At 57.9% G+C, this 18,854-nt stretch carries 17 protein-coding genes and 5 pseudogenes; 10 read left to right on the top strand and 12 right to left on the bottom strand.

The genetic code is table 11. From position 1 onward, the window contains the following. From B2R17_RS09885 to B2R17_RS09875, 3 genes and pseudogenes are all read left to right on the top strand, one after another. The coding region (locus B2R17_RS09885) for a PEP-CTERM sorting domain-containing protein (protein WP_286763861.1) at positions 1-288 on the top strand (288 nt) is incomplete at its 5' end. A gap of 744 nt (positions 289-1,032) precedes the next feature. Further along, positions 1,033-1,737 carry a PEP-CTERM sorting domain-containing protein gene (locus tag B2R17_RS09880; RefSeq protein ID WP_286763860.1) on the top strand — a complete coding sequence of 235 codons (705 nt, stop codon included), beginning with the start codon at positions 1,033-1,035 and terminating at the stop codon, positions 1,735-1,737. 757 nt (positions 1,738-2,494) lie between these two features. Further along, positions 2,495-3,508, top strand: a pseudogene (locus B2R17_RS09875) (formylglycine-generating enzyme family protein); the annotation flags it as partial. Here the strand turns inward: B2R17_RS09875 and B2R17_RS28395 are convergent. Then, entirely contained in the window at positions 3,396-3,779 is a 384-nt protein-coding gene (locus B2R17_RS28395; RefSeq protein WP_414707289.1) for a DUF1589 domain-containing protein, read from the bottom strand. The pseudogene B2R17_RS09875 and the gene B2R17_RS28395 sit on opposite strands and share 113 nt — an antisense overlap. Continuing rightward, positions 3,676-3,999: pseudogene (locus tag B2R17_RS28390) on the bottom strand (DUF1589 domain-containing protein); the annotation flags it as partial. The gene B2R17_RS28395 and the pseudogene B2R17_RS28390, both read right to left, overlap by 104 nt. Positions 4,000-4,059: 60 nt before the next feature. Here B2R17_RS28390 and B2R17_RS09870 point away from each other — a divergent pair. After that, the gene (locus tag B2R17_RS09870) at positions 4,060-4,617 is read left to right on the top strand and encodes a Uma2 family endonuclease (protein ID WP_286763858.1); all 558 of its coding nucleotides are present in this window, start codon (positions 4,060-4,062) and stop codon (positions 4,615-4,617) included. A 730-nt stretch (positions 4,618-5,347) separates the two neighbouring features. On the opposite strand, the gene B2R17_RS09865 is transcribed toward B2R17_RS09870, so the two are convergent. Next, the gene (locus B2R17_RS09865) at positions 5,348-8,167 is read right to left on the bottom strand and encodes an FtsK/SpoIIIE family DNA translocase (protein ID WP_286763857.1); all 2,820 of its coding nucleotides are present in this window, start codon (positions 8,165-8,167) and stop codon (positions 5,348-5,350) included. A gap of 272 nt (positions 8,168-8,439) precedes the next feature. Here B2R17_RS09865 and guaB point away from each other — a divergent pair, with 272 nt between their 5' ends. The 5 genes and pseudogenes from guaB (at position 8,440) to B2R17_RS09845 (ending at position 14,268) form a co-directional block, all read left to right on the top strand. Beyond that, entirely contained in the window at positions 8,440-9,924 is a 1,485-nt protein-coding gene (gene guaB / locus B2R17_RS09860; protein ID WP_008657610.1) for an IMP dehydrogenase, read from the top strand. Continuing rightward, positions 9,899-11,746 carry a hypothetical protein gene (locus B2R17_RS09855; RefSeq protein WP_414707282.1) on the top strand — a complete coding sequence of 616 codons (1,848 nt, stop codon included), beginning with the start codon at positions 9,899-9,901 and terminating at the stop codon, positions 11,744-11,746. Before guaB ends, B2R17_RS09855 begins: the two co-directional genes overlap by 26 nt. Positions 11,747-11,886: 140 nt before the next feature. Beyond that, a pseudogene (locus B2R17_RS28385) lies at positions 11,887-12,024 on the top strand (DUF1589 domain-containing protein); the annotation flags it as partial. After that, positions 11,963-12,121 carry a DUF1589 domain-containing protein gene (locus tag B2R17_RS28380; protein WP_414707288.1) on the top strand — a complete coding sequence of 53 codons (159 nt, stop codon included), beginning with the start codon at positions 11,963-11,965 and terminating at the stop codon, positions 12,119-12,121. The pseudogene B2R17_RS28385 and the gene B2R17_RS28380, both read left to right, overlap by 62 nt. 191 nt (positions 12,122-12,312) lie before the next feature. After that, entirely contained in the window at positions 12,313-14,268 is a 1,956-nt protein-coding gene (locus B2R17_RS09845) for a hypothetical protein (RefSeq protein WP_286763855.1), read from the top strand. On the opposite strand, the gene B2R17_RS28375 is transcribed toward B2R17_RS09845, so the two are convergent. The 9 genes and pseudogenes from B2R17_RS28375 to B2R17_RS28365 form a co-directional block, all read right to left on the bottom strand. After that, on the bottom strand, positions 14,165-14,401 hold the full coding sequence (locus tag B2R17_RS28375) for a DUF1589 domain-containing protein (protein WP_414707281.1): 237 nt from the start codon (positions 14,399-14,401) through the stop codon (positions 14,165-14,167). The genes B2R17_RS09845 and B2R17_RS28375 overlap by 104 nt on opposite strands. Then, positions 14,319-14,648 (bottom strand): annotated as a pseudogene (locus tag B2R17_RS09840) (DUF1589 domain-containing protein); the annotation flags it as partial. The pseudogene B2R17_RS09840 and the gene B2R17_RS28375, both read right to left, overlap by 83 nt. Further along, a pseudogene (locus B2R17_RS09835) lies at positions 14,543-14,836 on the bottom strand (DUF1589 domain-containing protein); the annotation flags it as partial. The pseudogenes B2R17_RS09840 and B2R17_RS09835, both read right to left, overlap by 106 nt. Next, the gene (locus B2R17_RS28370; RefSeq protein ID WP_414707286.1) at positions 14,757-14,945 is read right to left on the bottom strand and encodes a DUF1589 domain-containing protein; all 189 of its coding nucleotides are present in this window, start codon (positions 14,943-14,945) and stop codon (positions 14,757-14,759) included. The pseudogene B2R17_RS09835 and the gene B2R17_RS28370, both read right to left, overlap by 80 nt. A gap of 69 nt (positions 14,946-15,014) precedes the next feature. After that, the gene (locus tag B2R17_RS09825; RefSeq protein WP_286763853.1) at positions 15,015-15,887 is read right to left on the bottom strand and encodes a hypothetical protein; all 873 of its coding nucleotides are present in this window, start codon (positions 15,885-15,887) and stop codon (positions 15,015-15,017) included. Positions 15,888-15,926: 39 nt separating this feature from the next. Then, positions 15,927-16,385, bottom strand: a complete 459-nt coding sequence (gene ndk / locus B2R17_RS09820; protein ID WP_008657621.1) for a nucleoside-diphosphate kinase — start codon at positions 16,383-16,385, stop codon at positions 15,927-15,929. A gap of 75 nt (positions 16,386-16,460) precedes the next feature. Beyond that, positions 16,461-16,922 (bottom strand): hypothetical protein, encoded by a 462-nt coding sequence (locus tag B2R17_RS09815; protein ID WP_286763852.1) that lies wholly within the window; start codon positions 16,920-16,922, stop codon positions 16,461-16,463. Continuing rightward, positions 16,912-17,364, bottom strand: a complete 453-nt coding sequence (locus B2R17_RS09810; protein WP_286763851.1) for an acyl-CoA thioesterase — start codon at positions 17,362-17,364, stop codon at positions 16,912-16,914. Before B2R17_RS09810 ends, B2R17_RS09815 begins: the two co-directional genes overlap by 11 nt. A gap of 73 nt (positions 17,365-17,437) precedes the next feature. Beyond that, positions 17,438-17,569, bottom strand: a complete 132-nt coding sequence (locus B2R17_RS28365) for a DUF1589 domain-containing protein (protein ID WP_414707285.1) — start codon at positions 17,567-17,569, stop codon at positions 17,438-17,440. Positions 17,570-17,821: 252 nt separating this feature from the next. On the opposite strand from B2R17_RS28365, the gene msrA reads away from it, so the two are divergent. Beyond that, a complete protein-coding gene (msrA, locus tag B2R17_RS09805; protein ID WP_286763850.1) occupies positions 17,822-18,553 on the top strand; it encodes a peptide-methionine (S)-S-oxide reductase MsrA in 732 nt (243 codons plus the stop codon). Positions 18,554-18,854: the final 301 nt, after the last annotated feature.

The raw sequence follows: 18,854 nt of genomic DNA, 5'->3' as shown, positions 1-18,854 counted from the left end.
ACGGTAGCGTTGAGCAATGACACTGGTTCGAGCGACATTGACTCGATCACCAGTGATGGGTCGCTGAGTGTCACTGGCCTTGAGACGGACGCGACGGTTGGCATCTTTGGACCCTCCACAGCTGGTGTTGTGATTTCTCCCGCCACTGGTTTGAACTTGAATGGGTTCAATGTCAACAATGCCTCCGCTGTCCCTGAGCCTGGCTCAGTTCTGGCCTTGGCCGGTGTTTTTGCGGTCGGCGGCGTTCGTCGTTGGCGGAAGAAGAAGGTAGCGGATGTTTCGGTCTGATGGACTGAAGTGACGACGAACTGTCTATACATTGAATCCGGTCGAGAATGAGCTTCTCGGCCGGATTTTTTCTTTCTGCGGGGCTCTGCTCCAGTTATCGATGGGCTTGGAAAGAAAATCTGGCTCAAGTCCATGCTCTACAGCCAATACTGTGCCCGGGACTGGTGGAACGCTTATCGACGGATTCATCGCTGCTATCGTGGCAACGATGTCGATCGATCATCCTCAAATGATCAGAACTTTTCCCGGCCCACGCCGCGGGTTGAAACCAGCCGCTCGTTTACGATTTAAACCAGCCAGTTTGTGGATGGGGTTAGACGCTTTTTTCGGTGGCTTCGGCCTGAGTTCCCGCTGTGCGGATTTGGCCGGTTTTCGATTTGGACGGCGCTGCCACTGCTTCTTCGGCTCGACCGCCTCCCAACCTATCGCTGTCTCCGCGATTTGGATCACCGCGGACTCCGTGGGCTCTGCACCCTCTGAGGCGAGAAGCGATTGCGGGCAGACTCGCTAACGCTGCGGGTTGGGATGGGAATGGCTCGCTTTTTGCAGAGCTTGGATCGGAATACCACGTGGCACGCGGCCCACTAGCCTTGTTGATCCGGCGGCTTAGGACGGTCGTTGTGGGTGATCCAAATTCGGCTGAATCCGGCTGCGGCAACTCAATTCGTTGACGGTCGATGCATTTTGTCACGGATTAGTAGGGTGGCTTCACTATTGGTCAAGGCTTGTCACGGAGATGATTGAATGAATCGTTGGCCAATGTCGTTGATTGGTTTACTGGCAATTGGCGTTTGTTTGAGTCAAGTGGTTTGGGCAACGCCGAAGGGATTCGCCGCAGTCGTGACGACTCAAGAGGCTGGGGTGGATTTGATTTTCCGCCAAGATTCTTTTGGGAGCAGCCCGATCGACATTCGGTTTGGCGAGGTCGTGACGATCGCGGATTCAGGATTGCTGAACTTTGATTCGGAAGCGGACTACTTTTCGCTGTTCGATTACGCTCGCGATACGGTGGGCGATCTCAATTCTCAGTTGAATGTCTTCTACACCGACCAGATCTCTTGGTGTGGGGGTGACATTCCAGCGGCGGTGGGGTGTGGGGCGGTCAACGGTCCGGTCTTGATTGTCGAATCGGACTTTGCCGCAGGTGCATTTGGAGCTGAATTGATTGCACATGAGATTGGGCACAACCTCAATCTGGGGCACACGGGTGGCGAGGGTTTAATGGGACCGCGACTGAATAACGACACCACTTTGACAGCAACCGAGGTGGCGACGATTTTCGAGAGTCGGTTTGTCCAAACGGAACTCAGTGGTGCAAGGTTCATTCAGGTGACGCCGTATCTGATTCAGGCGTCCGCGGTTCCCGAGCCCGGAGCGGCTGGAATGCTGGTGGCGGGGCTGGCCGCTGGTATGGCGTGGCGGCGACGTCGGCCGTACGCGGTGAATTGATTGAGGCTTCGTCTTGCTGACGCGGCGGGTTGGGACACTTGCTTGCGATGCATGCAGATATCGGGCGTGGTGAAGCGACCAGTCATAACCCGATACGTGAGTGAGGCTGGGAAATTCGTCGCCAGATTCGCCAAGAATCCGGTGCAGTCTGGAATCGAGCTGCCGAGAGCACGGAGATGTTCTTGGGTGATGGTGGATGTAGATGGCTCGGAACTTTGTGAGCTCGGTGTTCTCTGTGGCAGCAAGCAATTGCGGGACTCCCTTGCTGACGCGGCGGGTTGTGATGGGACGGCTCGCTTCTTGCGAAGCATCGGTTGGGGGGCCACGTGGGACGTGGCCTACGCGCGGTGCTCACGCGGCGGGTTGTGACACTTGCTTGCGATGCAAGCAGAGACCGGGCGTGGTGAAGCTACCAGTCACAACCCGATACGTGAGTGAGGCTGCGTGTGGACTGCCTTGCTTACGCGGCGGGTTGTGATGGGGACGGCTCGCTTCTTACGAAGCATCGGTTGGGTGCCACGTGGGACGTGGCCTACGGGTCGTGCTGACGCTTCGGGGTGTGTGATGGGAAGCTTGTGGGATCCGAATTCTTGGCGAATCCGGCTACGGTGCGAGGGCCTTGCTGACGCGGCGGGGTATGACGCTCGCTTGCTGCGCGAGCTTCGGGGCGTGGCTAACGGGTAACAGCAAGCCGCGTTTGCGGCTTCGTTGAGCTAGAATGCGGGGGATTCTTGCCTCGTGATGGGATTGGTTTGTGATGCGTTTTGGCGGTTGGGTTCGGTTTGGCTTGGTGGGTTTGTTGTGCGTGGTAGGTGCTGGAAATCCATGGGAAGTTTCTGCGCAAGATGCAGTTGTGGCGGTGAAGGTGACTCCGGAGGTTTCGCTGGATGATGCGGCGCTGCTGGCTCGGATTCGGGAAGTGATGGTTGCTAAGGCGGAATTGGCGGAAGCCGGTTCCAAGGAAAACAGTCTGAGGGATGACGGCATCGCTGCGGGGGAGATGCGGGACTATCGGGAGACGATTCCGAAGTCGGGGGTGGAGTTTGAGTTGATCGCGATCCCGGGCGGTGAGTTTTTGATGGGCAGCCCGGAGGATGAAGCCGATCGGTTGGAGGATGAAGGGCCGCAGCGCCGGGTGAAGGTCTCGCCATTTTGGATGGGCAAACACGAGGTGACTTGGGATGGGTACGAGCCGTTCATGATGACGGAGGTCCGCCGCGAAAAGCATGGTGGATGGACGGATTTTGACCCGGCAACCCACGATGCGGTCGATGGGGTCAGTCAGCCGACGCCGCCCTACACCGAGATGAGCTTTGGGATGGGACAATCGGGCTATCCCGCCGTCTGCATGACTCAGCATGCGGCCAACAAATACTGCCAGTGGCTGAGTGCGCAAACGGGGCACTTTTATCGGCTGCCAACGGAAGCTGAGTGGGAGTATGCCTGTCGGGCTGGTACGACGTCGGCGTACTCGTTCGGCGAGGGCGACTTGGACGAGCATGGTTGGTACTACGACAACAGCAACGACAAGTATCAGAAGGTCGGCACGAAGAAGCCGAACCCGTGGGGGCTGCATGACATGCACGGCAATGTGTCGGAGTGGACTGCGGACGCTTACGGGGAGTCTTATCCGGTGCCGGAAGATGGCGGTGTCTTGATCAACCCTTGGACGGTGCCGGAGCGGTTGTATCCGCGAGTGGTTCGTGGCGGCAGTTGGTTTGATGATCCGGATCGGCTACGGTCGGCGGCACGGCTTGGTAGTTCAGAGGATTGGAAGCAACAGGATCCGCAATTGCCCAAGAGTCTGTGGTATCACACCGATGCGTCGTGGGTTGGGTTCCGTGTGGTGCGGCCGGCGGAGGTTCCGACGGTGGAGGAGATGGATAAGCATTGGAATAGTGCGAGGGGGAAGCGTTGAAGGTGGGCGTGCCTTGCTGACGCGGCGGGTTGTGTAGGCCAGGTTGGACCTGGCGGGGTGATTGGATGGACCGCGTTGAAACTTGCGGTGGTGTTTGGACGCCTCGCTTTGTTCCACAAAGCATCGGCTGGGTTGCCAGGTGAGACCTGGCCTACGTCTTGGTAGCCGGATTCGCCTAGTCGTAGCTGGATTCGCCAAGAATTCAGATGTTTGCGATGTTGAGCTCCGAATTCTTGGCGAATCCGGCTACGTTGAGGCGGCCTTGCTGACGCGGCGGGTTGGGATGTGACGCGGCGGATGGGTGGGCTGGTTTTGCCTGGCCTGAGGTTTGTTGTCTGGTACACTGGTTTGTAAGTTGATCCTGGTTTCGGGGTCGATCAGGATTTGTTTGGAGACTGCAAAAAATGACAACGACACTTCACCTGTCGCTTGCTGAATATGACTCCATGGTCCGTGTCGGAGCGTTTGATCTGATCGATCGAAAGGTCGAATTGATTCGAGGGGAATTGATCGAGAGGAACCCCGCCGGCCCCATCCATGATGACTTGATCACCTACCTCACTAATTGGTCTGCTCGCGGCGTCGACCCTGCTCTGAGTCTGATCACATCGCAAACCGGATTGGACCTTCCTGAGACCCAGTCTCGTCCCGAGCCTGATTTGATGTGGCTGCGAGCAGCCCGTTACCGCGATGCACATCCGCGAGGGAGCGACGTGCAACTGGCGATTGAAGTTGCGTTCAGCAGCTTGGCCTACGACTTGGACACCAAACGACGTTTGTATGCCGAATCGAACATCGTTGAGTACTGGATCGTCGACGCACAGGCCCAATGCATCCACGTCCATCGTCACCCGGTCCAAAGTGACTACCGAGATCGAAGTGTCTACGCACGCACCGACATGCTTTCGCCATTGATCCAGCCCTCTGCCAAGCTTGACTTAAACGATCTGTTCCTTGGTTAGAGGAGATCGTCGAAGAGTTTTAGGCCAGGTAGGACTTTTCCTACTTGGTACATGATGTCGCTGGGTTCGCCAGGATTCAGATGTTCGATGTGGTTGAGGTCCGGATTTTGGCGGATGCGGGGACGGTGCGTGGCGGCCTTGCTTACGCGGCGGGTTAGGACGGTGGCTTGCGGTGCAAGCATGGGGCGGGTGTGAGCTGTCATCACCCGATTCGTGAGTGAGGCCTTGACTGAGCTTTTGCGCTGAAGATGCGCTCAGCCCCCCAGAAAGTTTGCTGGACGCTTGCTTTCCGACCGCTCCCGTTTGGCTTGGTCGTGCAGTTTTTGCTTCACCCTCCCTTTGGGAGGGTCGGGCCGCTTCGGGCCGGGGAAGGTTACGCGCTGCATCCAATGCTGAGCCCTCCCCTCGCTTCGCTCGACCCTCCCAAGGGGAGGGTGATGAGAAACGCTTTGCAAAACAACAACGTCAAGACTGCACAACCTCTGGCAACGGGCGGGTTGTAATTTTGGGACGCAGTCCGAATTATTGGCGGATGCGGGGACGGTGCGTGGGTAGGGAGGACGGCTCGCTTCTGCGAAGCATCGGTTGGGATGCCATGTGGAACATGGCCTACGGGCCGCGTCGGGGGTTGACGCGGCCTTGCTTACGTGGCGGGTTGTGATTTTGCGATGCGGGTCCGAATTCTTGGCGAATCCGGCTACGGGATGGGGGACGGTGAGAGAGACGTGTGTCAGACGTCTTCGTAGTCGTCGTCCTCGTATTCTTCTTCGTCGTAGACCTCTTCTTCCTCTTCCTCGTCTTCGTACTGCTCTTCGGCTTCGGTTTGTGACGAGGCTTTGGGGGCAGCGGTGGCGGTGGTTCCGCCGGAGTCGTCGGTGATGCCTTGCATGGCGTTCCACTGTTCCATCGTCAGCAAGACTTCGCGTGACTTGGAACCGTTGTATTGGCCGACGATGCCGTCTTCGGCCATGTAGTCAACCAATCGCGCGGCTCGTCCATAACCAATCCCGAGGCAACGTTGGATCAGCGACAGCGACCCGCGGCCTTCGCGGATCACGACTTCGATGGCTGACTCGTACAACTCGTCTCGCTTGCGAAGTTTGTCGACGTCCATCTCGGATGCGTCGCCTTCTTCGTCGTTGATCTTCAAGTTCATCAGCTCGCCGACGAATTGTTGTTCGCCGCCGCTGCTGCAGTGGTCGCAGACACGATCGATCTCGGCGTCGGACAGGTAAGTCCCCTGCCCTCGAATCAGCGTGCTGGTACCGGGCCACAGGAACAACATGTCACCGTTGCCGAGCAGTTTGTCGGCACCGTTCTCGTCGAGAACAACGCGGCTGTCCGTTTTGCTGGCGACCTGGAAACTCAGACGCGCGGGCAAGTTCGATTTGATCAGACCCGTGATGACGTCCACGGTTGGCTTTTGCGTTGCCAGGATCAAGTGGATTCCGACCGCACGACTCTTTTGAGCCAAACGGATGATGTGCGTTTCGACTTCCTTGCCGGCCGTCATCATCAAGTCAGCCATCTCGTCGGCGATGATGACGATGAAGGGAAGCTTGTCCGGCACGTCCGTGGTTTCGTCGTCCTCGTCGACTTCCAAACGACGCAGGACTTCATCGCGGCCCAGGTCATTGAAGCTGTTGATGTGACGCACACCGGCTTTGGCGAGCAGCGAGTAACGCTCTTCCATCTTTTCAACCGCCCAGCCGAGAATGGCTTCGGCCTTCTTCATGTCCGTGATGACGGGGTGCATCAGGTGAGGCAATCGGCCGTAACCTGACAACTCGACCATCTTGGGGTCGATCATCAGCATGCGGACTTCGTCGGGCCGGCAGCACATCAGGATGCTGCTGATGATCGCGTTCAAACAGACCGATTTACCGGTACCGGTTCGACCGGCGATCAACAGGTGAGGCATCTTGGCCAAATCGACCGGCATCGGTTCGCCGGAGACATCTTTGCCCAAGAAGACCGGGATGTTCATCTTCAAGATCCGCGAATCGGATTCTTCGATCACATCGCGAAGGCGGACGACTTGTCGGATCTCGTTGGGGACTTCGATGCCGACGGTGTTCTTGCCGGGGATCGGGGCGACGACACGAACGCTGGGGACTCGCAGGGCAATGGCGAGGTCATCGGCGAGCGCTGTGATCTTGTTCAGCCGCAGACCGCTCTCGAGTTCCAGTTCGTACTGGGCGATGACCGGACCGATTTCGACGTTGGTGACGGTGACGTTGAAGCCAAAGCTGCGAATGGTTTGTTGCAGCATCGCGCTCTTTTGCAGCGCCTCGGCGTGCTGTTCTTCGTAGTCAAACCCGTCGCTGCCTTCCAGCAATTCCAGACTGGGCAAGTGGTACTCCGAGATGCCTTCGGGGGCACCTTCTTGCACCGAGTCATAGAGTTCTTGTTTGGCGTCTTTCTTCTTAGGCATCTTGATCGTCGGCGATGGGCTTTCGTCGTGCGCGGAATCGTTGCGCAGCGTCGTCGGTTCACCTTCGACTTCCAGGTCACGCGTGGGAGCTTCTTCTACCTCCTCTTCCCATTCCTCGTACTCGTATTCTTCTTCGAGTTCCTCGGGAGCTTCCTTCGACTTCTTGAGGCTGGTGCCGATCCCGGCCGCAGCAGCCAAACCGGCGGCGCCGAGCTTGGCGACTTTCGCGAGCCCGTTGGCGGGTGTGGCTTCTTCCGCGTCTTCGGTTTCGTCTTCCGCAGCCGCTTCGCGTTCTTTGGGTTTGCGCAGCTTGATCGTCGGTCCGCTCTCGGCTGGCTCCGGCGGATCGATGCGGCCACCGTTTGGATCCAGCGATGCATCGGATTCATCGCCGTCGATCAGGATGGGGCCATCGAGGTCGCTGAATGGTTGCCGTCGGCGTCGAAGCGTGACGGGCATCGCCTTGGCAGCTTTCGCGAAACCTCGACGTGAAACTTTGGCACCACCGAACAGCACGGTGCGTCCGGCATAGACCAGCATGTAGTCCGTCGTCAGCAACAACCCGACGGACAGCACCGTCAGGGTGAGAATCCAAGAGCCGACTGGGTGAAAGTGTTGCAGCAGGAACGTCGAGGTCATCGCACCGAGGTAGCCGCCGTTTCCGACGACTGGCATGCCGTTCAGTTCGATGTCTGTCATTGCAGCGGCGGTCGTCACCGCGAGCAAGGTGATGCAGCCACCGAGCGAACGCAGAACGGGCGCATTCATGTGACCGCGAATCAACAAGGCGGTCGCGATGCCTCCGCCGGCCGAGATCACCAGGGACGATCCAATGCCAACGGCGCTGAGCAGCATCGAGGAGATCAGCGCGCCGAGCGAACCGCATGCGTTTTGGACGACGTCGTTGGCGGGATAGACGGCTAGGTCAGGCGTGAAGAATTGGTTGAGTGGCCAGAACGGCGTGGGGACCGGATCGGCGGGGTCGTGCGTCAACACGGAAACCAGCGTCAACGCCGTCAACGCGACCAGCAGGAGTGCTGGGACATCGCGCCGAATGTCCACCGCGCGTGGCGGGGCGGATTCGTCGGCGTCAGCATTGGCTGTCGTCGTTGACATGGCGTTGGGGTGGAAAGGGCCGGAGTGTGAAATGAAGCGAGTTGTGGGGACGCGATTGGGGCTGGGGGCCTTGCTGACGCGGCGGGTTGTGATTGACCTCCGAATTCTTGGCGAATCCGGCTACGCGAGGGGGCAACTTGGGCGCATCTACCCTCTTTCATCGACAGTCTGGCAAGGTGCCCTACAACTCGACCGCGGCGAGCGTCATAATCGCTCGTTTTCCCCATCGCATCACAATTGGATGCCCACGACCTCGTGGGAACGAAAACGGCATGTTTGACGACAAAATCGGCGACCTCGGAGTGACCTTCGACGATGTCCTGTTGCAACCTCGATACAGCGAGGTCGTGCCCAGCGAGGTGGACGTCAGCAGCCAGATGACCCAGAGAATTCGGCTGCAGATCCCGCTGATTTCGTCGCCGATGGACACGGTGACCGAGTCCGAAATGGCGATCGCCCTGGCGAAAGAGGGCGGTTTGGGCATTGTGCACAAGAATCTGTCAGTTCGACGACAGACCGAAGAGGTGCTGAAGGTCAAACGCTCGGCCAACGGGATCATCGTCAATCCGGTGACCCTGAACCCGGCGCAAAAGGTCAGCGCGGCGGCGGAGTTGATGGACCGGGCAAACGTCTCCGGCATCCCGATTGTGCAGGACGATCGCACTTTGGCGGGAATTTTAACGCGGCGTGATTTGAGGTTCTTGGAAGACCCCGACATGCCCATTTCCCAGGTGATGACGCGTGAAAACTTGGTCACGGCGGTTGGGAATGTAACGCTTGCGCAAGCTGAGAAGATTTTAACGGAAAAAAGGGTCGAGAAACTTCTCCTGATTGACGAAGAAAGAAAACTGACGGGGTTAATCACGATTCGCGACATCGACATGATGAAGCGTTACCCGCGGGCCTGCAAAGATCCGCAGGGACGACTTCGGGTCGGAGCCGCGATTGGCGTGGGTGACTATGAACGAGCGGAAAGCTTGATCGGCAAAGGTGTCGACGTGCTGGTGGTCGATTCGGCTCATGGTCACAGCCGGAATGTGATTGAGACCGTTCGAGAGATTAAGAAGAACAAGTCATGGGACATTGATGTCGTAGCGGGGAACGTCGCAACGGCCGAGGGCGCAGCAGATTTGATTGCGGCCGGAGCTGATGCGGTGAAGGTTGGCATCGGTCCGGGATCGATTTGCACCACACGGGTGATCAGTGGCATTGGAGTGCCTCAGGTCACCGCGATTTTAAGTGCGGTGAAGGTCGCTCAAGAGAAGAACATTCCTGTTATCGGTGACGGAGGAATCCGTTTCAGCGGTGACATTACCAAAGCAATCGCCGCTGGGGCGAGCACCGTGATGATCGGCAGTTTGTTTGCCGGTTTAGCGGAGAGTCCTGGCAAGATGATTTTGTACCAAGGTCGTACTTTCAAGGCGTACCGTGGGATGGGATCGATGGGTGCGATGGTGAAGGGAAGCAGTGATCGGTATCGCCAAAAAGGCACCGAGGCGGGCAAGCTTGTCCCCGAAGGTGTCGAAGGACGCGTGCCGTTCAAAGGCCCGCTCAGTGATTACGCCTACCAGTTGGTCGGTGGTTTGCGTGCGGGCATGGGATATGTCGGTACACGGACGATCGAAGAACTCCGCCGCGACGCGAAATTCATTCGCGTGTCGGCCGCTACGGTGAGGGAGAACCACCCGCATGACATTGCGATCACACAAGAAGCGCCCAACTACAGTCCCGATGTTCATTCGGGCGACGCCGGTTGAGGCAAACGTTCCGACGACCAACCGCTTGAGCTCATTGCCAGGCCGGTTGGTCCGCCGACGATGGTTGGCCGCTTGCATCGCGGCTGGTTTCAGCGTCGGTGCTCTTTCCGCCAACTCGGCGGTCATGGCCCAAGACAGCTTTGGGCCGACCCGCGTGAACCCAACCACGCATCCTCTTTCGGCGAACACTTCGCCGACCCCGGTGCAACCGGTTGGTCAACCGATCCCGCGGATGCGAACCGCGGATCTGATGCAAACTCAACCGAACCAACCCGCGACTTCGCAAGAGTCACCGATGCGTCGTCCGGGTTGGGATTTGCAATGGCGAAAGAGCCCGCAGATCGCATCGGAAGAAGCCGCTCGGATCAGCAACGCTGCGTTCCAAGAGACTTCGCCAGAGCAACACGAGACATCGTTCCAGCAATCGGTCGCTCACGCACAACCAATGCAACAAGCAGCGAACGCTCAAGCGAACCAAGCTGGCTCGGCAGTGATTGTTGTGTCGGGAACAAGCCGACGTAGCCAAGAAGCCACTGCCAACTTGATTCATCCTGCTGCGTTCTTGCAGCAACCAGGTTCAGGATTTGGCTTGCCAGAGTTCGATGCTCCACCGCCAGCCGACTCGCAACCGATTTCGCCTCCATCGTCGAGCGGATTCGGCATGCCCGATGACAATGGTGCCGCCAGCGGAACCCGTCCGAACTGGAACGCCAACCCGTTCCGCGATCAGCCGGGCGCTAATCCGAGCAACGCTGCCAACGGACTCAACTCACCCGTTGAGATGGTGCCCCCGGGCTTGGAAGAGTTGCCTTCGCCGGGCTTGGACTCGCCCAACGCGACTCCCGATACGTTTGGCCAACCGAACGACCTGGGGCAACCTGATTCGGGTTCGTCGATTCGCGACATGTTGCAAGACGAATCGAATCTGCCGCAGCAGCCATCGGAACCGGAGACTCAGCCTTCTCCTTCGGACCGTTTTGAATCCAATCCGTTTGATCGCCGCGATGAAGAAGAACGGGTGAAGGATGAGTTGGACCGGCTCGAGTTGGAAGCTCAAGAAGATGGCCGTTTGCGTTCGCAATCTGATCGCGATGATGCTGCGATCATGGGTGATGATGACGGTCCGAGCCGCCGGGCCAGCGGGTTGTCATGCGACGACTTCCGGTCTCGCATCGCCGCTCAGACGATTGACCAGGTGTCGTTGGATATCAGCCCACCGTATCGTCCCGATGTCATTGACGAAGACGAGTACTTGAAGCTGAAAGAACGCTTTGACGAGCGTCAAGAATCACGGACTTGGCGAAGCATCGATGGTCGTCCGATGGGCACCGGTCGCTTGGTGGATCTCGCTTATGAGAAAGCTGTGATCGTGACCGAGTTTGGTGCTCGCGAAGAATTGGCAATCAATCGATTGAGCGAAGCGGATCTTGGGTTCATCTCCGAGAACTGGGGACTGCCAACCGAGTGCTTGCTGGAACAAGTCGCATTCACTCCGCGTCGTTGGAAACCGACGACCGTGGTTTGGGCAGCATCGAACTTGTGCCACAAACCTTTGTACTTCGAAGAAGTCAACTTGGAACGTTACGGTCACACCGCGGGTCCAGTGTTGCAACCGGTTCTTTCGTCGGCACACTTCTTCGCGAACATCGCGGTGCTGCCGTACAAAATGGGTGTGCACTCGCCGCATGAATGCCAGTATGCATTGGGCTACTACCGTCCTGGTAACTGTGCTCCTTGGATCATCCCACCAGTGCCGTTGAGCCTGAAGGGGGCTTGGTACCAAGCCGCCGCGGTCACCGGCACCGCGTTGCTGGTTCCCTGATGAAGATTGCGGAGTGGCCTTGCTAACGCGGCGGGTTATGAATGTTGCTTGCTAGGCGAGCACGTGATTCTGGCGACGGTGAGTTGCCAGTCGTAACCCGACACGTCAGTGAGGCCGAGGCGAGTTTTCTGTAGCCGGATTTGTCAGAATTCGGACTCCGAATCTTTATCTGGCGAACCCTGCGACGTAGCCAGGTTATCACCTGGCACCCAGCCGATGCTTTGGGACAAAGCGAGGCGTGCAGGCAATCTCAGAAGACCAAGCGGCGTCTGTCCAGCCACTCCGCCAGGCACAGCCTGGCCTACATCGCATCGGTCCCAACCCGCCGCGTTAGCAAGGCCGCCGCTGAACTCGCCACGGATTCCGACGTCGTAGACGTACGTCAGCAAAATCTTTCAGTAGCCGGATTCGCCAGAATTCGGATTGATGCTCTGGATGAATAATTGGTGAAGGTAACCGGCCGAAGCAATTGAATCGTCGGATTCGAATCCCGTTGTTCATAGGTGCGGGAAATGCAACCTGGCCTACGACGGAAATCGGAGGTGCGTTTCGCTATAACGAAGCATATGAATACCACGTCCAAGAGCGATTCTGCGCCGACTCTGATGGAGTCGGTCGCCGACATGATCAAGCGGTTGGGCGAGCCTCCCTCGGACATCTGGAATCGCTTGGTCGATGATGCGGAGACTCGGTTTGGCAATCCTGGTTTGCCGAATGACGATGCAGCATCGCTTCGCTCGCCAAGCCATGTCTTTTGGCAGATACATGGTATCGATCACAATGGGCAACTCACCCGCCTGGACGTCGATGAGTCTGAGGGCGAACCGCAGGCGATTGAGAGCGAAGGTGCGTCGCAGGTTGCCGACGATGGTGAGAACGAAGGAATTGTGTTGAGCGATCCGGTCGAACTCGCGGATTCAAAGTCGAACACAAGGAAGTCATCCAAGCCCAAATTGATTTGGATTGGTGCTGTTGCCGGAGTGGCGTTGGTTGGTGCGGCGCTTTACTGGTGGCCAAGATCGAGCCCGCAGGTTGCACAGTCTTCAAATGCATCTGGTGAGCCGGCTAGGCAACATAGTCAAGACGCAGATGTGTTCGACGCCGGATTCATCGCGACGGCGGACGATTCATCGATGGAGCTGAGCACTTTCACGGACGCGGAGACATTTGAGTCTTCCGCATCACCGGACGTCGATGCGACGGGTATCGATATGAGCGCTGCTGAGATTATGGGATCCAACTCGGTGGAGAATTCTTCGACGGGGAAACCATCCACGGCCGAGGCCAGCGGGATGTCATCTTCGGCGTTTTCCTTGGACGCGTTGATTCCATCACAGACTGCGGGGATATCGACAGCTAACCGAGAGGATTCCCGAAACGTTGACGACGACGCAAACGCTGTCAGTGAAACTGCTTCCACGGCGATGATGGCAACGAGCGATGCGGGCCCAGCTTCGTTTGGTGGCGGCCAAGAAGCGGATGTGATGAGTGACGGCGATGAAGCTGAGATGGAGGTGGACGCGGTGACCGCTGTCACGGAGGAATCCATCGCGGGTGATTCGGATGCTTTGTTCGTTGCGTTGCCTGCGATTCCGTCCGGTGATGCGTCAAATGTCGACAGCGTTTCTTGGCCGAGGCTGTCTTTGCAAAACGCTGCATTGAGATTTCCGGACGGAGCCACTGGATTCAAAATCGTGGAGGCACAATCCGATGCTGTTTCGATCATCAGGCCATCGGATGAGACTGCGATCGCCGAAATTCGTGTGAACGCCGAAGAGACGGTGTCGCAATTCAAGTGGTTGTCGGGCTCTAAGAACGCGGATCGAAATTCGTTGGTTCATGGCCGAATGGAGATCGCATCGGGACGTCACGTATACATGCGGCCGAGTTTGCAAGGTGACGCGATTGCTATCGATTTGGCAGAGCGGGACGTGAAGATGAAGTGGGATCTATCCGCACCGCCGGAGTCGAGACAGGCTCGAATCACGATGGGGTTGCGAGTTCCGGACAAAGTCGATGTGGGCTGGGTCGAGCCCATTGAAAACGAAACGCCGCGAAAGGTTCGAGGCATTGCCGTTTTGAGCCAGCAGGATTCGGAATCGGTTGCGGTGGTGGTTCGTGTCGATGTCCAGACAACCCGCATGATGACGGTTCGCGTCCGATTTGGAGCACGGCTGGATCCGGCGATGCCATGGCAATGGACAGACCGTGCGGATGTCTCGCAGACATTGGCGGTGGTGACGCGACAGATGGAGTTGGCGGATCGAACGCACGCTGATTTGGAGGCTGCTATCTCGCGTGCCGAGAGTTCACGGGCTCGTCGCTTGAAGGCTCGGTTGGATCAGCAACTGGAGCAACTCGAAAGTCAGCAGAAGAGTTTGAAGATGTTTGCCGAACGCTTGGCGGAGCTGGATCAACTCATTGCGATGCTGGCTGGGCAGGCTTATTTGGAAGCTGAGCTGTTTGTGTCTTGGCCAGATGATGAGCAGGCGATTTTACAATTGACGTCAGCCGGTGGCTGAATGCTGTGGCCTTGCTAACGCGGCGGGTTATGACGGGGGAGCACGTAGGCCAGGCTGTGCCTGGCGGGGTGGCTGGACGGTTGTCTTTGGGTCTTGCGGGAGTGCCTGGACGACTCGCTTCGTTCCAAAGCATCGGCTGGGCGCCAGGTGATAACTTGGCCTACGTGTTGATGTCTTGGTAGCTGGATTCGCCCGAATTCAGATGTTCGAGATGGTGGGATCCGAATTCTGGCGAATCCGGCTACGGGTGTGGTGGCCTTGCTAACGCGGCGGGTTATGACGGGGGAGTCCGTAGGCCAGGCTGTGCCTGGCGGGGTGGCTTGACGGTTGTCTTTGGGTCTTGCGGGAGTGCCTGGACGACTCGCTTCGTTCCAAAGCATCGGCTTGGTGCCAGGTGATAACCTGGCCTACGTGCTGATGTCTCGGTAGCTGGATTCGCCCGAATTCAGATGTTCGAGATGGTGGGATCCGAACTCTGGCAAGTCCGGCTACGGGTGTGGGTGGCCTTGCTTACGCGGCGGGTTATGACGGGGGAGCACGTAGGCCAGGCTGTGCCTGGCGGGGTGGCTGGATGTTTGTCTTTGAGTCTTGCGGGAGTGGCTGGACGACTCGCTTTGTTCCAAAGCATCGGCTGGGTGCCAGGTGATAACTTGGCCTACGTGCTGATGTCTTGGTATCTGGATTCGCCCGAGTTCAGATATTCGAGATGGTGGGATCCGAATTCTTGGCGAATCCGGCTACGGGGGTCACTCGGATTCGGCATTTGGAACACCGAGGGATTTGCCTTCTTCTGAATTGGCATCGTCGGCGTTTTTAGATTCGGTGGTATCGTCTTTGTCGCGATCGCCTCGTTTGCTGCGTCGTGAACGACGTTCATTGGGTGGAGGTGTTTCGCCGTAGATGCGGTCGGTTGTGATTTGAATCGATTCCGCTTTGACCTTGGTCTCGTCCGGTGGCTGATAGAAACCTCGCACTTGCACTGCGTCACCAGGTTGGGCCAGCGACAAGTTGTTGACTCGGATTTGCAGTTCCAAGTTCGGCGATGTCATTGTTTGAACGGGAATGTTGCCAGCGCGAAGGGCGACTCCTTGCGGGGTGAGTGCCATCAGGTTGCCCACCACGGTCACAGGTCCGGTCGGAGGTCCCGCGTTGCCACGTTGAGGTGGTTTGCTGGGGTGGACGCCAGGCTGATAGTTTTCGCGTTCACGGCCTTTGAGCAGCTTCACGTTGACCGGCGCGAACAGCTCGAGTTTGCTGACCGGTTCCAACGGAGCACCATTCGGTCCAAGGTTGGCTTTGAAGCGAACCGGCATGCCGGGGCGCAAATAGGCAGGCAAAGCTTTCGCGGTAAAGGTCAACTGCGAGATCGAGTCGGGAGTTTGCACCATCACTTCGGTGCCGTCTTCTCGTTCGATCGTCAGGATCACGCCGCGGGAAGCGACCAGTTTTCCATTGAATGAAGTGATCTCGCTGGCTGCATCGAGAGCGGGCCTGTTGCCCAGCCCTTGTGCGGACGAGCCTGCAGGCGTGATGAGTAGCAGGCCGAAGAAGACCGCCAGGCCGCCAACGAATCGTTGAGCGGCCGGTCGGGAAGCAGCGAGGGTCTCGAGCAGCGACATGGGTTGCCTCAGGTGGGAAGGAGGGAACCCAAATTATAACTATTCGTCGTCGGCACGCATGAAAGGTGTCAGGACGAGCGAGTAGTCGCAGAACTCGTCGGCGTCAAAGTACAGGTCCAATTCGCGTTTGGCCGATTCTTCGCTGTCGCTGGCGTGCACCAAGTTCATTTGGCGGCTGCTGCTGTAGTCACCACGCAGGGTGCCAGGAGCGGCTTGCAAACCGTTGGTGGCGCCGAGCATATCGCGGACGACGCGGATGACTTCCAGGCCTTCGAGTGCGATCGCGACGACAGGTGCCGAGGTGATGAACTCTTCCAGCGAGGAGTAGAACGGTTTTTCGACGTGTTCGGCGTAGTGTTGCTTGGACAGCTCAGGTGTTACTTGCAACAACTTCATGGCAACGATGTGCAATCCCTTGGCTTCGAATCGGGACAGGACGTCACCGATCAGGCGGCGTTGGACACAATCAGGTTTGAGCAAGACGAGGGTGCGTTGCATGACAGAAACACAGGGTTCGAAAGGTTTTGAAAAACGGGAAATTCGCCAAACAATCTCGGCGGAGCAGAAAAATAGTCAACGCAGCGTTTCGTCGGAACCCGTCACGGACGAGTCCGCCTGGGATGGCGAAGGGTTGGCTGCTCGGGCGGTTCGTTCCAACCACCGCAAAAACAGCCCGCCGGCCAGGGTCGAACCGCCCTCCCCGATCGTCCACCATCCGGGCAGTCCAGACATTGCATCGACGACCAATTGCAGCAATCCAAATGCGATTGTTCCGAGCGCGGCCCAGCCGATCAGGTCGCGATAACGCGGCAGATCCGCGGAAAGAATGCAGAGCAACGCACCGACGAACCCGTACAGCAGCGACAGATTGCGAGCCAGGTAGAACGTCAGTGGGGAGTTCGGAAACGGATTGATTCCGAGTTCCTGAGCGATCTCGATCATCCATTTTTCCCGCATGATCGCGGCGGCGAAGGCGAGCAGAGCGGACACGCCAATGACCCGCAAAAACCATTTCAGTCGTTGATCAGGTGTCATCGGAGTCGGCCCATGGGGCTGGCGGAGGCGTCTCGCAGACTCGGATCGCGGCAACCGCGGCTGGAGGGATCTCGATGGCACGGTGCCGGTTCAAATCGACAAACACCCAGCGGGTTTGGACTTTGGCCAGAACCGTTTGATCGGCTGGGCGAGTCACCAAGTAATGTCTTTGGCAGGAATATCGGTTCCAGCTTGGGATCCAGGTTCGAATGATCAGTTCGTCGCCCGCGAGTGCGGCGGCGCGGTAGGTGATGTCGTGGCCTCGAACGACCCAGCCCAACCCGTCTTTCAGTGCGGCAGCCGCGTCCCAGCCTTCCGCGGCGCTGTGGTCGCGGGCGGCCCACAGTGTCCACTGCAAATAACGCAGGTTGTGGACGTGTTGCTGGGCGTCGATTTCATCGTCTGCGACGGTGTGGTGCAGGTCAAAGAAAGCGTGAGGCATGCGTGAAATTTGTTTGCAAATCGGCGATCGAAGGGGTGTCAAAGTCATCCTATCGCAGCGTCACAGAGTCCGGCTACGGTCGGGTGATTTTGCGAACGCGGCGGGGTGTCACGAACGTAGGCCAGGCTGTGCCTGGCGGGGTGTTTGGACGAACGACAGGGAGTCTTGCGGGAGCGTTTGGACGACTCGCTTTGTTCCAAAGCATCGGTTGGGTGCCAGGTGATAACCTGGCCTACGTCGCTGGAAGTCAAAGTTGGCGTCCGAACTCGGTGGATCCGGCTATGGTTGGTGCTGGCTCGCTAACGCAAGGTCCACGATTGGCAAAAAACTGAAAACCGCCGCGGTGGCCGCCGACCCACCATGGTTTCCAGTGCGTAAGAATTGGTTCAGTGCGCAGTTTCGACTGCCATTTCTCGCCCCTGACCGCTGAATTTCCGATCCCACTCAGGAGTTTCTGATGCCAGTGCCCGCCTTTACCGCCTCGCCGTCACGTTTGTTGGCACCCTTCGCGGCGGTTTGTCTGTTGACCATTTTGACTTCCTGCGTTCAGGCCGCTCCACCCATCAGCGCAAAATCAGACGATCCCAACGCCAACCCGAACTACAACGGTTTGCCATTGGATTCCGAGATCGTGGAGGTCAAAACTCGGCCGGGCGAGAAGGTGGCGACCTTGGCTGGGGGCTGTTTTTGGTGCACCGAAGCCGTCTTTGAGCGGATGGAAGGCGTCAGCGATGTCGTGTCGGGATACATCGGAGGGAAAGTCAAACGGCCCAACTACGATCAAGTTTGCGGCAAAATGACCGGGCACGCCGAAGCGGTTCAGATCTACTACGACCCCACCAAGACAAACTTTGAAGAGCTGCTGAAGGTGTTCTTCAAAACCCACGATCCAACGACCTTGAACCGTCAAGGCGCTGACGGCGGACCGCAGTACCGCAGCAGCATCTTTGTTCACAACGAGGAACAACGCGAAATTGCGAAGAAGACGATCGAAAAACTCGGCGAAGAATACCGGGACCCCATCGTCACGCTGATCGAGCCAGCGACCAAGTTCTATGTCGCTGAAGAGTTTCACCAGGATTACTTCCGCCGGAATCCAAACGCCGGTTATTGCCGAGCGGTGGTTGCCAACAAGGTCCGCAAATTCAACCGAGAATTCGGCGACAAGATCAAAGAATCCGCGAAGTAGAATCGCGGCCTGTTTCGTTGCACGCCGAGAAGCTCCTGTCGCTGTGTTTCTGCGGCGATGCGTTACATTGGGGGCATGTTTGAACCCAGCTCCTCGTCGACCGTCGACCCTCTACTTCGCTCCTCTTTTGAAGCGGTGACGCAGTTTTCTGAGATCGTTCTTCCGCGGGTTCTCTCGCGGCACACCTCTCCCGAAACGAAGTTTTGGGGGAGGTCAAGCGACGCCGTTCAGGCGTACGTGAGGGAGGGGGCCGAGCATGGGAAGCGGCGCGGATTGCCCTCCCCCGGAAATCTCGCTGAAC

Source organism: Rhodopirellula sp. UBA1907 (assembly GCF_002337565.1).
Lineage (GTDB): Bacteria > Planctomycetota > Planctomycetia > Pirellulales > Pirellulaceae > Rhodopirellula > Rhodopirellula europaea.
Note: the sequence above shows the minus strand (reverse complement) of the source record. Positions and strands in the feature narration are given on the sequence as shown.

Excerpts from the sequence above, each read along its gene's own strand:
- B2R17_RS09855 (WP_414707282.1), top strand. The coding sequence starts at position 9,899 with ATGTTCATTCGGGCGACGCCGGTTGAGGCAAACGTTCCGACGACCAAC.
- B2R17_RS28380 (WP_414707288.1), top strand. The coding sequence starts at position 11,963 with ATGCTTTGGGACAAAGCGAGGCGTGCAGGCAATCTCAGAAGACCAAGC.
- B2R17_RS09810 (WP_286763851.1), bottom strand. The coding sequence starts at position 17,364 with ATGCCTCACGCTTTCTTTGACCTGCACCACACCGTCGCAGACGATGAA.
- B2R17_RS28375 (WP_414707281.1), bottom strand. The coding sequence starts at position 14,401 with ATGCTTTGGAACGAAGCGAGTCGTCCAGGCACTCCCGCAAGACCCAAA.
- guaB (WP_008657610.1), top strand. The coding sequence starts at position 8,440 with ATGTTTGACGACAAAATCGGCGACCTCGGAGTGACCTTCGACGATGTC.
- B2R17_RS09825 (WP_286763853.1), bottom strand. The coding sequence starts at position 15,887 with ATGTCGCTGCTCGAGACCCTCGCTGCTTCCCGACCGGCCGCTCAACGA.
- msrA (WP_286763850.1), top strand. The coding sequence starts at position 17,822 with ATGCCAGTGCCCGCCTTTACCGCCTCGCCGTCACGTTTGTTGGCACCC.
- B2R17_RS09870 (WP_286763858.1), top strand. The coding sequence starts at position 4,060 with ATGACAACGACACTTCACCTGTCGCTTGCTGAATATGACTCCATGGTC.
- B2R17_RS09815 (WP_286763852.1), bottom strand. The coding sequence starts at position 16,922 with ATGACACCTGATCAACGACTGAAATGGTTTTTGCGGGTCATTGGCGTG.
- B2R17_RS09845 (WP_286763855.1), top strand. The coding sequence starts at position 12,313 with ATGAATACCACGTCCAAGAGCGATTCTGCGCCGACTCTGATGGAGTCG.
- B2R17_RS09880 (WP_286763860.1), top strand. The coding sequence starts at position 1,033 with ATGAATCGTTGGCCAATGTCGTTGATTGGTTTACTGGCAATTGGCGTT.
- ndk (WP_008657621.1), bottom strand. The coding sequence starts at position 16,385 with ATGCAACGCACCCTCGTCTTGCTCAAACCTGATTGTGTCCAACGCCGC.
- B2R17_RS28395 (WP_414707289.1), bottom strand. The coding sequence starts at position 3,779 with ATGCTTTGTGGAACAAAGCGAGGCGTCCAAACACCACCGCAAGTTTCA.
- B2R17_RS09865 (WP_286763857.1), bottom strand. The coding sequence starts at position 8,167 with ATGTCAACGACGACAGCCAATGCTGACGCCGACGAATCCGCCCCGCCA.
- B2R17_RS28365 (WP_414707285.1), bottom strand. The coding sequence starts at position 17,569 with ATGCTTTGGAACAAAGCGAGTCGTCCAAACGCTCCCGCAAGACTCCCT.